This window comes from uncultured Sphingomonas sp. (genome assembly GCF_936927845.1).
Lineage (GTDB): Bacteria > Pseudomonadota > Alphaproteobacteria > Sphingomonadales > Sphingomonadaceae > Sphingomonas.
This window is the reverse complement of sequence record NZ_CAKZHV010000032.1, coordinates 16,279-29,218: the sequence shown is the minus strand read 5'-3', so window position 1 is coordinate 29,218 and position 12,940 is coordinate 16,279. Positions and strand designations below refer to the sequence as shown.

General features: G+C 67.3%; 14 protein-coding genes and 1 tRNA gene. 1 reads left to right on the top strand and 14 read right to left on the bottom strand.

Annotated features, from left to right (window positions below):
* Positions 1-191 precede the first annotated feature (191 nt).
* Positions 192-1,610 carry a DNA recombination protein RmuC gene (rmuC, locus tag Q0579_RS05510; protein WP_298810029.1) on the top strand — a complete coding sequence of 473 codons (1,419 nt, stop codon included), beginning with the start codon at positions 192-194 and terminating at the stop codon, positions 1,608-1,610.
* A gap of 4 nt (positions 1,611-1,614) precedes the next feature.
* Here rmuC and Q0579_RS05505 read toward each other — a convergent pair whose 3' ends face one another.
* The 14 genes from Q0579_RS05505 to Q0579_RS05440 form a co-directional block, all read right to left on the bottom strand.
* Positions 1,615-2,538 (bottom strand): arginase family protein, encoded by a 924-nt coding sequence (locus Q0579_RS05505; RefSeq protein WP_298810026.1) that lies wholly within the window; start codon positions 2,536-2,538, stop codon positions 1,615-1,617.
* A 102-nt stretch (positions 2,539-2,640) separates the two neighbouring features.
* The gene (locus Q0579_RS05500) at positions 2,641-3,438 is read right to left on the bottom strand and encodes an RNA methyltransferase (RefSeq protein ID WP_298810023.1); all 798 of its coding nucleotides are present in this window, start codon (positions 3,436-3,438) and stop codon (positions 2,641-2,643) included.
* Positions 3,439-3,458: 20 nt separating this feature from the next.
* Positions 3,459-3,728, bottom strand: a complete 270-nt coding sequence (locus Q0579_RS05495) for an HPr family phosphocarrier protein (RefSeq protein ID WP_298810021.1) — start codon at positions 3,726-3,728, stop codon at positions 3,459-3,461.
* A complete protein-coding gene (locus tag Q0579_RS05490; protein ID WP_298810193.1) occupies positions 3,725-4,132 on the bottom strand; it encodes a PTS sugar transporter subunit IIA in 408 nt (135 codons plus the stop codon). Before Q0579_RS05490 ends, Q0579_RS05495 begins: the two co-directional genes overlap by 4 nt.
* Positions 4,133-4,149: 17 nt before the next feature.
* Positions 4,150-5,049, bottom strand: a complete 900-nt coding sequence (gene rapZ, locus Q0579_RS05485; protein ID WP_298810191.1) for an RNase adapter RapZ — start codon at positions 5,047-5,049, stop codon at positions 4,150-4,152.
* Positions 5,050-5,051: 2 nt separating this feature from the next.
* On the bottom strand, positions 5,052-5,492 hold the full coding sequence (locus Q0579_RS05480; protein WP_298810018.1) for an HPr kinase/phosphatase C-terminal domain-containing protein: 441 nt from the start codon (positions 5,490-5,492) through the stop codon (positions 5,052-5,054).
* Positions 5,489-7,063, bottom strand: a complete 1,575-nt coding sequence (locus tag Q0579_RS05475; protein WP_298810017.1) for an ATP-binding protein — start codon at positions 7,061-7,063, stop codon at positions 5,489-5,491. Before Q0579_RS05475 ends, Q0579_RS05480 begins: the two co-directional genes overlap by 4 nt.
* Positions 7,032-7,736 (bottom strand): response regulator transcription factor, encoded by a 705-nt coding sequence (locus tag Q0579_RS05470; RefSeq protein ID WP_298810014.1) that lies wholly within the window; start codon positions 7,734-7,736, stop codon positions 7,032-7,034. Before Q0579_RS05470 ends, Q0579_RS05475 begins: the two co-directional genes overlap by 32 nt.
* 102 nt (positions 7,737-7,838) lie before the next feature.
* Complete coding sequence (locus tag Q0579_RS05465; RefSeq protein ID WP_298810012.1) at positions 7,839-8,870, bottom strand: LLM class flavin-dependent oxidoreductase; 1,032 nt, start codon at positions 8,868-8,870, stop codon at positions 7,839-7,841.
* The gene (locus Q0579_RS05460; protein WP_298810010.1) at positions 8,867-9,778 is read right to left on the bottom strand and encodes an alpha-L-glutamate ligase; all 912 of its coding nucleotides are present in this window, start codon (positions 9,776-9,778) and stop codon (positions 8,867-8,869) included. The genes Q0579_RS05465 and Q0579_RS05460 overlap by 4 nt, the downstream gene beginning before the upstream one ends.
* Before the next feature lie 170 nt (positions 9,779-9,948).
* Positions 9,949-10,023, bottom strand: a tRNA-Glu gene (locus Q0579_RS05455).
* A 116-nt stretch (positions 10,024-10,139) separates the two neighbouring features.
* Complete coding sequence (locus Q0579_RS05450; RefSeq protein ID WP_298810009.1) at positions 10,140-11,510, bottom strand: class II 3-deoxy-7-phosphoheptulonate synthase; 1,371 nt, start codon at positions 11,508-11,510, stop codon at positions 10,140-10,142.
* Between the two features lie 345 nt (positions 11,511-11,855).
* Complete coding sequence (locus Q0579_RS05445) at positions 11,856-12,638, bottom strand: SDR family oxidoreductase (protein ID WP_298810007.1); 783 nt, start codon at positions 12,636-12,638, stop codon at positions 11,856-11,858.
* A gap of 33 nt (positions 12,639-12,671) precedes the next feature.
* Positions 12,672-12,818 carry a hypothetical protein gene (locus Q0579_RS05440; protein ID WP_298810004.1) on the bottom strand — a complete coding sequence of 49 codons (147 nt, stop codon included), beginning with the start codon at positions 12,816-12,818 and terminating at the stop codon, positions 12,672-12,674.
* Positions 12,819-12,940 lie beyond the last annotated feature (122 nt).

Sequence of the window (12,940 nt, the reverse complement as noted above, 5' to 3'; positions counted from 1 at the left end):
ACCAAGCGCCACCTCGGGTCTGATCCAGAAGCCCGCGTCCTTCTCGCGCGGCACGCCCGCGCGGCACATAACCCCTATCCTATACCGGTCGTTCGATCTATGTTCCGCCGCCTGCGCCGCCCTCACACGCGCGCAGGCCCGCGCGCAGCCGCGTAGGGTGTGACTTTACAGACCTTCCACCGGAGCGCCGCATGGCCGAGACACTGCTGATCGCCTTCATCGCACTGGTCGTCGGCATCGCGGTGGGTTGGTTCCTGACCCGCCAGGCGACCGCCGGCGTCGCCGCCGAGCGCGATCAGCTCCGCAGCGAGCGCGATGCGGCCCGTGCCGAACGCGACGCGCAGACCGAGCAGTTCCGCCGCGCCATCGCCGATCTCGCCGGGGCCGAGGAACGCGCCCGCGTGGCCGAACAGCTCCGCAGCGAGCTTGCCCAGGTGCGCGACGAACGCGAAAGCGCTCGCCTCCACGTCTCGCGGTTGGAAGCGGAGGGCCGCGCCGCCGAGCAGCGTATCGCCGATCTGAAGGTTGCTGCCGACGAGATGAGCCTGCGTTTCAAGGAAGTCGCGCAATCCGCGCTCGGCGACGCGCAGAAGCAGTTCCTCGACCGCGCCGAGGCACGCCTGCGCCAAAGTGAGGAAGCGACGGGGCAGGGGATCAAGGCGCTGCTGCAACCCGTCAACGACCGCCTGCTGCGGTACGAGGAAGGGGTCCAGCGGATCGAGGCCGAGCGCCGCAGCGCGTTCGGACAGCTGGATGGTCAGATCAAGGCGATGCGCGAGGGTCAGGAACGCGTGTCGAGCGAGGCCGCCAAGCTCGTCAATGCACTGCGCAACGCGCCCAAGGCACGCGGTCGCTGGGGCGAGCAGCAGCTACGCAACGTGCTCGAGTCGTGCGGACTCGCCGAGCACACCGACTTCCAGATGGAGGTGAGCGTCGCGCTCGATGACGGCGCGCGGCTGCGACCCGACGCGATCGTCCGAATTCCCGGTGGCAAGTCGCTCATCATCGACGCCAAAGTGTCGCTCAACGCCTATCAGGACGCGTTCGGCGCGGTAGACGAGAACGAGCGCCAGCTCGGCCTCGCCGCGCACGCCTTGTCGATGCGCAACCACGTCAACGCGCTCGGCGCCAAGGCCTATTGGACGCAGTTCGACGACGCGCCCGATTACGTCATCATGTTTGTGCCCGGCGAACACTTCCTCGGCGCGGCGTTGGAGCATGATCCAAAGCTGTGGGACGATGCGTTCGACCGCCGCGTGCTGCTTGCGACGCCGACCAACCTGATCGCGATCGCACGCACCGTCTCGGCGGTGTGGCGGCAGGAAAAGCTGGCCGCGCAGGCGCAGGAGATCGCAACGCTCGGCAAGGAGCTCTACAGCCGTCTGGCGGTGATGGGCGGGCACGTCGCCAAGCTCGGCAAGAACCTCGACACCGCCATGGGTGCGTACAATTCGTTCGTCGGCAGCTTGGAGAGCCAGGTGCTGACCAGCGCGCGTCGCTTCGAGGCGCTCAACATCGACACCGGGACCAAGTCGATCGAGTCGCTGCCGGTCGGCGAGCAGGCGGTGCGGCCACTGACCAAACTCAGCTACGACGCCGCGGCGAAGTAAGGGCTCAGCGCCGCATCAGCCCAATCGCGACGGTCACCAGCCGCGCTGCGATCTGCGCGCAGAGCCGCTGCGGGTCGTCGCGGCTCGGCACGTACTCGGCGAGGATCAGTCCGACGATCTGCCCGCGCGCCGCGAGCCCGTGGAACAGGTCGAGGCAATCCTCATAGGTAAGGCCGCCGGGTGTAGGCATCGCAACCGCCGGAAAGGCGGCAAGATCGATCCCGTCGCAATCGATCGACACGACGTAGCGCTCACCCGCCGGCCGTTCGCTCAGCACCGCCTCGGCCCCGCGCCGGTGCCACTCGCGCGCGGTCACGATCTGGTCGCCGAAGGCACGCGCGTCGTCGTGCTGCCACGCCTCGCCGCTGCCCAGCCCCCGAATGCCGACCTGGAGCATGCCCGTTACCCACGGCATCTCGGCGGCGCGCCGCATCGGCGAGCCATAGCCGTTGTCCTCGTCCTGGATCGTCCCGCCCCAGTCGACGTGCGCGTCGATCTGCACCACCGTCACTGGACCGAAGCGATCGTAAGCGGCGAGCACCGGGATGGGCACCGAATCGTCGCCGCCCAGCACCACCGGCAGCGCGCCCGCTGCCAGTACCTGCTCGACTGCCGCGGCGATGCGGTGGCGGTTGCCCGCGGCGTCCTGTACCTTGGTGACGACATCGCCGACGTCGACGCCGATCGTTATCGGGTCGCCACCTTTGGCCAGCAACGTAGCGTCCAGGTCGAAGTCGTGCTGCGATACCTGCCCGGCGAACTGCTGCGATGCCGCTCGGATTGCACCGGGCGCATCGGCGGAATGGCTGCGCTTGGCAGGATCATACGGCGTCGCCTCGGCCGCGCCTAACACCACGACATGCGTGTCGGGCAGGTCGTTGAGCGTGGCGGCGGGAAGGCGAAGGAAGGTCGGAAAGCCAGTGGTCACGGCGCACAGAACCCACGGCTTTGCGCTTCGTTGCTGATCTTTGTTGGTCAGGCGGTGGACCGTCCAACTAGGCGAGCGCGTCGCGATGTCGCGCCAACAGTATCAACGATGCCGGGCGAGCACCTCGTAAGCCATCACCGCGGTCGCGACGGCTGCATTCAGGCTGTCGGCCTTGCCCAGCATCGGCAGCTTGACCAGTAGATCGCACGCCGTCTCATAATCGCCGGGCAACCCCTGCGCCTCGTTGCCGGTCAGCAGGAACGTCGGCGCGGCATAATCGGCGGTGCGGTAATCGTGTTCGGTCTGCAGGCTCAAGCCTACCAACTGTCCCGGCCCGGCGCGAAGCCAATCGAGGAAGGGCGCCCACTCGGTTCGCACGATCGGCACGGTGAACAGCGCTCCCATGCTCGCCCGCACCGCCTCGACCGAGAAGGGATCGACGCACTCGCCGACGAGGATCAGCCCGCCGGCACCGACCGCATCGCCGGTGCGCAGGATCGTGCCGAGATTACCGGGATCGCGCAACCGCTCGGCCACCAGCCAGATCGGCGACCTCGTCCGGTCGAGCGCGGACAGCGACGTCTCGAATGCCGCGAACACGCCGACAACCGCCTGGGGATTGTCCTTGCCTGACAACTTGGAGAGGATATCCGGCGTCGTCTCGATCGCCTCACCGCCCGACGCCTCGACCGCGTCGATCAGCGCCCCGACCAACGGGTGTCCGGCTGACGCCGCGGCGAAGAACAGGTAGCGCGGCACACGCCCGGTCTCGCGTGCCTCGGTCAGGATGCGCAGTCCCTCGGCCAGGAACATCCCCTGTTCGCGGCGATGGCGTTTGTCGCGCAGGTCGCGGACCTGCTTGATCAGCGGGTTGGAATAAGCGGTGATTGTGCGCGGCATGTTACGCGGGCTCGGCGGGATCACTCCTCGCCGAACTTGTCCTCCACCAGCGCACACATCGTCGTGACGACCGCCTCGGCCTGGTCGCCCTCGGCGCTGATCGTGATCGTGTCGCCTTTGGCGGCACCCAGCATCATCAATCCCATGATCGACGTGCCGGTGACGGTCGACCCGCCGCGCGTCACCTCGACCGGGATCGGCTGCCCGGCGGCGAGCGTCACGAATTTGGCGCTGGCACGCGCGTGCAGCCCGCGGCGGTTGGTGATCTCGACGGTGCGCGACGCGCTCACGCCGCCGCCTCGCCCAGCACTTCGGATGCGACCGAGATATATTTGCGACCCGCTTCGCGCGCGGCCGCCACGGCCGCCACGACCGACATCGCCTTGCGCGCTGATTCGAGCCGGATCAGCATCGGCAGGTTGATGCCCGCGATCACCTCGACCCGACCCCGCTCCATCAGGGAGATGGCGAGGTTGGACGGCGTGCCCCCGAACAGGTCGGTCAGCACGATCACGCCGCGTCCGCCATCAACGTCGGCGATCGCCTGCGCGATGTCGGCGCGGCGCGCCTCCATGTCGTCGTCGGGGCCGATCGCGACCGTCTGCACCTGCTTCTGCGGGCCGACCACGTGTTCCATCGCGGTGACGAATTCGTCGGCCAGGCGGCCATGCGTGACGAGCACCAGCCCGATGATCTGCATTGACTTACCGTTCATTGACCCTGCGGTCGCCCCTCAAGCGTGTCCTGCGGCGCCGCCGCCAAATCGCGATGCAGAATGGTGGGCGCAAATCCCGCGTCGCGCAACCGCGCCGCCACTCGCTCCGTCACGTGCACCGATCGATGTTTGCCCCCGGTACACCCGAACGCAACCGTAACATAGGGCTTTCCCTCCGCCCGGTAGCGCGGCAGCAGCAGCAGCAGCAGATCCTCGATCCGGCTCACTGCTTCCTCGTAGGCGGGATCGTCGGCGATATAGGCAGCGACCGCGGGATCGCGTCCCGTTCTGGGGCGCAAAGCCGGCTCCCAGTGCGGGTTGCGCAGGAAGCGCATGTCGAACATCAGATCGGCCTCGGGCGGGACCCCGCGCGAGAAGCCGAACGATTCGATCGTCAGCGTCGTGGCGGCTTCGGCATGGCGGCCGAACAGGGTGCGGATTTGCTGCGCCAGCGCATTCGCGTTGAGGTCCGTCGTGTCGATCAGGCGATTGGCCCAACGCCGAAGCGGCGCGAGCAGCCCGCGTTCGGCGATGATGCCGTCGCGTACCGGGCGGTCCTCCGCCATCGGGTGACGGCGGCGCGTCTCAGCATAGCGGCGGGCGAGTTCGTCGCTTGAACAATCGAGAAACAGCAATCCGATGTCCAAGTCGGCACGCTCGCGTAGTGCGGTCACCTGGGTGATGAACGCGTCGGGATCGAAATCGCGCGTGCGCGCACCGAAGCCGAGCGCGAGCGGGCGGTTCTCCGCTCCCGCCTCAGGCTGCGTGCCGTGGAGAAAGCGCATCAGCAGCGTGAGCGGCAGGTTGTCGACCGTCTCCCAGCCGATATCCTCCAGCGTCTTCAACACCGTCGATTTGCCCGCCCCCGACATGCCGACGACGAGCAGCACCTGCATCGTCACGCCGCGTCCCCCATGGCGAACAGCTTCAACGCGCGCTTGACCTTGATCGGCGCGGAGGCGGGGTGGGGATCGATCACGATCTCGCGCACGCGCACTCCGGCGATCGTGCGCCAGCGCGGCTCGGGCATCCGGTCGATCTCATCGCCTAGGCTTACCACCAATTGGATCAGGATGGAGGTGGCAAACGCTTGGTCGACGATGCCGAGGCCGCGAATCTCCATTCGTCCGGCGATGTTTGGCGGAGGCGTCGCGATCAGCGCGTCGCCGCGCTGCGCGAGATCGGTATAGTCGTCGCTGACCAGCACCGCCCCGCGATCGATCAGCCGCAACGCCAGATCGGACTTGCCCGCGCCCGACGCGCCGACCAGCATGACGCCCCATCCGTCGATCGCCACCGTGGTCGCGTGGACACGCGCGCTGGTCGGTTCATCGCTCACGCCAGCGTCTCATCGTCGGCGATCGGCAGGCGCACCACGAAGCGCGCCCCGCTCAGCCGATCCTCGCGGCTCTCGACCGCGATACTGCCCTGGTGCGCCTCGACGATCGTACGCGCGATCGCGAGGCCGAGACCGGAATGCTTGCCGAACGCTTCCTCGTGCGGGCGCACCGAGTGAAAGCGGCGGAAGATCGCTTCCCGCGCTTCCTCGGGCACGCCCGGCCCCTCGTCTTCAACGCGTACCTCGACGTCGCCGTCGACGCGGCGAACCGCGATCGAGACGATGCCACGGTCGGGGGAAAAGGACAGCGCATTGTCGAGCAGGTTGTCGAACACCCGCTCCAATCGCGCACCCTCCGCCATCACCGGCGCGTCCGCCTCTGGTAGCACGTCGAGGTGGAGACGAATGCCGCGCGTCGATCCGCGTTGCGCGCGCTGCGCGAGCAGACCTTCGATCATCGCGACCAGATCGATCCGCTCGAACTTGGCGCGGCTCAATTGAGCGTCGAGTCGCGATGCTTCCGAGATGTCGCTGATCAACCGGTCGAGTCGGTGCACGTCGTCGGCGACGATCGCGAGCAGCCGCGCCTGCGCCTCCCGGTCGTCGACGCGGGCGAGCACGTCGACCGCGCTGCGCAGCGAGGCGAGCGGGTTTTTCAACTCGTGCGTCACGTCGGCGGCGAATGCCTCGGTCGCGTCGATCCGCGCGCGCAGCGCCAGGCTCATGTCAGACAGCGCGCGGGCCAGCATGCCGATCTCGTCGCGGCGGTCGGGCAGGCGCGGCACCACCACCTCGCGCGCGCGGCCAAGCCGGACGCGCACCGCGGCGCGCGCGAGCCGACGCAGCGGGCCGACGATGGTGCGCGCCAGGAATAGTGATAGCGCGACCGAGATCGCGAGCGCGGTCAGCACGACGAGGCTGAGCCGATAGCGCTCGACACGCACCCGTTCGGTGATGTCGCGCGCGTTGATCGTCGACAGAATGGTCGAGCGATCGGGCAACGCCGCGGCGGCAGTGATCACCGGGGTGCGATCGGGCGCGCGCCACACCGTCGCCGACAGCGCAAGCGTCTGGCGCGCCATATCGGGATCTGGTGGTATGCGGTTGCGCGCCGGATCGTAATTGGGCGAGGAGGGGGCTCGAACGATGAAGTCGATGCCGGCGTCGAGCCAGCGTGCGGCGCGTTGGCTCAGCCCGTCGGTGCGCGGATCGATCAGGGTGAAGGCGGGACCGCCCAGTTGCTCGCTGTCGAGCAGCACCTGATCCTGAGAGTCGAGTAATTGCAGCCGCGCGCCCGTGTCACGCGCAAGCCGGGTCAGCAGCGCGGGGCGCGCGGCATTCGGCGCCGCGGCCAACGCTTCCGCCATCAACCCCGCCTCGCGCCGCACCTGCATGACGCGGCTGTCGAGGATGCGGGTGCGGAACGAATCGAGATAGAAGAACCCGCCGCCGAGCAGCAGCAGCGCGAAGACGTTGACCGCGAGAATACGCGGGGTCAGCGATACCTGATCGGACCAGCGCAGCGCCGGGTCGAGCGGATCACTCTTCGGAGAAACGGTAGCCGGCGCCATACAGCGTTTCGATCGAGTCGAAGTCGCGGTCGACCTCGCGGAATTTACGGCGCACGCGCTTGATGTGCGAATCGATCGTACGGTCGTCGACGTAGATGTCGTCCTGATAGGCCGCATCCATCAACTGGTTGCGCGTCTTCACGATGCCCGGGCGCTGCGCCAGCGTTTCCAGGATCAGGAATTCGGTGACGGTCAGCGTGACCGGCGTCCCGTTCCACGACACGCGGTGTCGCGCCGGATCCATCACCAGCCGCCCGCGTTCGATCGGCCCGCTTGCCTCGGCCTGGTCGGCGTCATGTCCGGCGGACAGCTCGGCGCGGCGCAGGATCGCGCGGATGCGCGCGATCAGCAGTCGCTGGCTGAACGGTTTGGCGATGTAATCGTCGGCGCCGAGCGCCAGGCCCAACGCTTCGTCGAGTTCGTCATCCTTGCTGGTCAGGAAGATGACGGGTGTAGTCTGCTTCTCGCGCAAGCGTCGCAGCAGCTCGAGCCCGTCCATCCGCGGCATCTTGATGTCGAGGATCGCGAGATCGGGCGGGTTCTCGATCAGCGCCTTCAATGCGGCCTCACCATCGGGGTACAGCCGCGTCAGGAAACCCTCCGCCTGCAGCGCGATCGACACCGAGGTCAGGATGTTGCGATCGTCGTCGACGAGGGCGATCGTTGCGCTCATGCCGCGCTCGCTAGTCCAAACGCGCGGGCGGCTCAATCCGCCACGACGATGCGGGTGTCACGTGCGGGTGCCGCCGAGAGGATTGGGGCTGGTCGTCAACGCTCATGCGGGCTCGGCCACGTGCGTTCCCATCACCTGCGCGGCGAAACGCTCCATCTCCTCGGCCTGCGGGCTCATCTGCAGCAGCAGCAGGTCGAGCCCCGCGGCCTCGTATTCGGCGATGCGCTCCTTCAACTGCTCGGGTGTGCCGACGAGATTCGGCCGTAGCCCACGGTTCGACACCGAATATTCCTGGAGCTTCAGCTCGCGCTCCAATTGCGTGCCCGACAGCCATTGATCGAAATTGGCATAGCCTGCGGGCAGTTCGGATACCGTGGTGATCCGCTCGAGCTCGCGCTTTGCCTCCGCCTCGCTGTCGCGCACGATCGCGTAGGCGGCCATGCCGAACGTCATCGCCGCGCCGCCCGCCGCCGCGCGGCGTTGGCGCATGTCGGCGATCTTGGGCGCGATCGCCGAGGCGGGGTCGCCGTGCATCACGTAAGCGTCACACTGCGCGGCGATCATCGCCTTCGCCGCGTCGCTCTCGCCGCCAGCGTAGATGATCGGCGGGCTCTTCGGCTTGGGGGCGCAGATTGCGTCCTCGGTCGTGTAGAAGCGCCCCTGGTAGCTGAACCGGTCCTCGCGCCAGAGGCCGTCGACGACGTCGAGCCATTCGGTGGTGCGCGCGTAGCGATCGTCATGCTGGTCGAATTGCAATCCGTACTGGCGTGCCTCGTCCGCCCACCAGCTCGACACGACGTTGAGCGACAGGCGCCCGCCCGCGATCCGGTCGATGTTCGCGGCAGCCTTGGCGAACAGCGCAGGGTGGTGGAAGTTGGGGCGCACCGCGACCATCAGCTCCAGCCGCTCGGTCACCGCGGCGAGCGCGGCGGCGGTCGACCAAGCGTCGAGCGCGGGTTGCTCCACACCCTTGATGTCGTTGAGGTTCAACTCGGCGATCAGCGTCAGATCATAGCCCCAGCGCTCGGACGCCTGCGCCAGGCGCTTGGCGTAATCCCACGTCGCTTCCATGCCCTCGTCGGGAACGTTGCGCAGCCAGCCGCCGAAGACGGGCATCCAGTAACCGTATCTCACGCGCGTGCCTCCGCGATCCGCAGTTGAAGCCAATCGACCAGCCGCTCGTGCGGGTCCCAGCCCAGCACGTTCAACGGATCGGCGACGAAATTGGATAAGGCATTGACGTCGTAGAAGCGCGGCGTCCCGTCACGGTCGATCAGCACCTCGACGCCGCCGACGTCGATGCCAGCCGCGGCGACGATCGCCTCCGCGCCCGCGATCAGCGCCGGTGCGGGCTCGACTGCCTTCATCGTGATCGTCGGGCGGCCCGGAAGCGCACACGCATCGGCCGGACAAAGGTCGAAACTGCCGCCGCCATCGACCTCCAACGCGTAGAGATAGCGTCCGCCGAGCGTCTCGATCCGCGTGATTGTCCCGTCGCGCGGTTGCACATATTCCTGCACCAGCAATACGCGGTCGATGCTGTCGGGAACGAGCCCGTCCGCCACCGCGGCGCCGAGCGATCCCAAGTCGTCATAGCGGACGATCCCGGCACCCGATCCGCCGATGTTGGCCTTGACGATGATCGGGAAGCTCAGCGTACGTGCGGCGGCGATCAGATCGGCGGCGCGATGCACCACGCGAGTGGCTGGAATGCCCAGGCCAAGTCGCGCGATGAGCGCGAGCTGCCGCGCCTTGGAGGCATCAAGCGCCAATGCGCTCGCTCCGTTCAGTACGGTCGCGCCGCACGCCTGCCACTGCGCCAGCGCTGCTGCGGCGAAAAAGATCGGGTGTTCTGGTGCGCGCAGGAAGCTCGACATCGCGACACGATTGAACACGACGCGCGCGGGCGGCTCGCTCGCGGCGGGATCGACGACGAGACCATCGGCATGAATGGCGCGGTAATCGACACCGCGCCGGTCGAGCGCGGCGAACAAGGGCGCGAACCACTGCGGATGTTCGTACAGGATGGCGAGATCGGTCATGTCGCCGAGCTACCGCAAAATGCGCCGGCCATCGCCAATATTCGCTTGGTCCGCTGACAGTTGCGCTATTCGGCTCCTGCGATAAAATCCGCAGCCGAATGAACCCGTCAGAGCAAGGAGAGCGCTAGGTGGCTGGTGGGCATACCATGCACGAAGGCGAATATAGCGCCTGGTGACCCCTACGAGAATCGAACTCGTGTTTTCGCCGTGAGAGGGCGACGTCCTAACCGCTAGACGAAGGGGCCGTGTGCGGTGTGAGGCGCGCTGGTACGAGGCCGGGCGTGCGGCGTCAAGCACGATATCGTCGCCGTTACCGCGTTTTCGGGCCGGTTGCGGCGCAGCCGGCCCGCGCTTGCTCCCCTCAGGCTGCCTTGCGACGCTCCGCCATCTCGGTGTTGAGCATCTCGGCGAGCAGAAACGCGAGTTCCAGGCTCTGCCCCGCGTTTAGCCGCGGATCGCAATGGGTGTGGTAGCGATCGGCCAGGCTCTGCTCGGTCACGTCGATCGCGCCGCCGGTACATTCGGTGACGTTCTGCCCGGTCATCTCGGCATGGATGCCGCCCGCGTGCGTTCCCTCGGCACGGTGGACCGCGAAGAAGCCGCGCACTTCGGCCAGGATGCGGTCGAACGGCCGCGTCTTGTAGCCGTTCGCCGCTTTCACGACATTGCCGTGCATCGGGTCGCACGACCAGATCACCGGGTGCCCCGCGCGCGTCACGGCGCGAACGAGTCGGGGCAGGTGCACCTCGATCTTGTCGTGGCCGTAGCGCGTGATCAGCGTCATGCGCCCGGGCACGCGACCTGGGTTGAGCGTGTCGAGCATGCGAAGCAGCGCGTCGGGCTCCAGGCTCGGTCCGCACTTGACCCCGATCGGATTGCCGATCCCGCGCAGGAACTCGACGTGCGCCGACCCTTCGAATCGCGTGCGATCGCCGATCCACAGGAAATGTGCGGAGGTGTCGTACCAGTCGCCGGTCAGCGAGTCCTGCCGCGCCATCGCCTGCTCGAACGGCAGCAGCAGCGCCTCATGGCTGGTGTAGAAGGTCGTCTGCGACAATTGCGGCACCGTATCCGGGCTGATCCCGCACGCTTCCATGAAGTCGAGCGCCTCGCCGATGCGGTCGGCGGTTTCGGCGTATTTCTTCGCCCATGGACTGCGGCCCATGAAGTCGTGCGTCCAGCGATGGACCTGATGCAGGTTCGCGTATCCCCCTTGCGCGAACGCGCGCAACAGGTTGAGCGTCGCCGCCGACTGCGCATAGGCGCGCACCATACGCTCGGGATCGGGCACGCGCGATTCGGACGTGAACGCGATGTCGTTGACGTTGTCGCCGCGGTAGCTCGGCAGTTCGACGCCGTTGATCGTCTCGGTATCGGCGGAGCGCGGCTTGGCGAATTGCCCCGCCATGCGCCCCAGTTTCACCACCGGCAGCTTGGAGGCGAACGTCAGCACCACCGCCATCTGCAGGAGGACGCGGAAGGTATCGCGGATGTTGTTGGGGTGGAACTCGGCAAAGCTTTCCGCGCAGTCGCCGCCTTGCAGCAGGAACGCCTTGCCCTCGGCGACGCGCGCGAGGTCGGTCGTCAGATTGCGCGCCTCGCCCGCGAACACCAGCGGGGGAAAGCTCGACAGGCGATCGGTCGCGCCCTTCAAGGCTGCGGCATCGGGGTAGGTGGGTAGCTGACGCGCCTCGTGGCGGGTCCAGCTATCGGGGGCCCAGTGAGCGGCCATGGTAAATTCCATCAACTAGCAGAAGCAACAATCCGTGCGCGCGTTAGCCATTCCGCGCAACGAAGGAAACCTTGCAATCCATGTTGCGCTGTTCGCCCCGCTCGAACAATCGATCAGAACAGATCCAGCGCGCCGCCGCGCACGTCCTGCACGACATAGGCGATCGCCAGCGCCCAGCCGGCGGCACAGAATAACCACAAGACGAACCAATGCCAGCGACGCTGCATGTACCACCCGCTTCCTCGTCCCGGCGTGCATGGCGCTATCGGGGCGCGGCTGAATGGGTGATGAGCCGATCCTGGCACACCGAGTGTAGAGGCGAGAGTGTTCGAGCGTCCGGAACGGTCAGAGCACGCCGGGAAACGCGCCGCCGTCCATCAACAGGCTCTGCCCCGTGATGAAGCCTGCCTTGTCCGAGCATAGAAAGGCGCAGGCAGCGCCGAACTCGTCGGGATCGCCGAAGCGGCGCGCCGGTATCCGCTCGCGCGCGCGTCGCGCCGCTTCCTCGACGTCCACACCCTGCGCCTTGGCCGCAAAGGCGTGGACGCCCGCGAGCCGCCGCGTCTCGAACAGGCCGGGCAAGAGGAAGTTGATCGTGACATTGGCGTGCGCGACCGAACGCGCCACCCCGGCCAGAAAACCGGTCAGGCCGACCCGCGCGCCGCTCGACAGATCGAGCCCTCCGACCGGAGCCTTGACCGCCGCGGAGGTGATGCAGACGATCCGCCCGAAGCGACGCTCCACCATGCCGTCGATCACGCGCTGCACCATCCGGATCGGCGTAACCATGTTGGCTTCCAACCCGGCGTGCAGATCGTCACGGCCGAGCGCGCGAAAGTCGCGCAGCGGTGGTCCGGCATTGTTGTTGACCAGGATGTCGGGCGCGCCGCCCGCCGCCGCGACCAGCGCCTGCTGCGTCATGTCCTCGGCGATGTCGCCCGCCACCAGTTCGACACGCCCGCCGGTCGCGCCACGGATCGCGTCCGCGGTCTGCGCCAGCGCTGCCTCGTCGCGCCCATTCAGCACGACCGTGCAGCCCGCCTCGGCCAGCGCCAGCGCACACCCGCGACCGAGCCCCTGGCTCGATGCGCAGACGATCGCCGTTCGCCCGCGAAGGTTCAGGTCCATGCGGTGCTGCTCAACGTTCCTGTGCCGCGCCGTTCACTGCACGGCGGAGCGACCGCTGACCGGCGTATAGGATTTGATCCCACGCAGTCGCCGCTTGCGCGCCTTGCGCTTCTTTGACCACACCAACCCAACCACGCTTCCGACCAGCGCGATCGCCGCGATCAGGCCGTAAGCCAGCATCAATCTTGCTTCCAACTCCAAACTCCCGGTTCAAAGCCAGAACGTGGTAAGGAAATTACTGGCGCGCCGCAATCACCTAAGCGCGTTCGTTCATCAGCGATCAACCTTCGGTCGCATCGAAA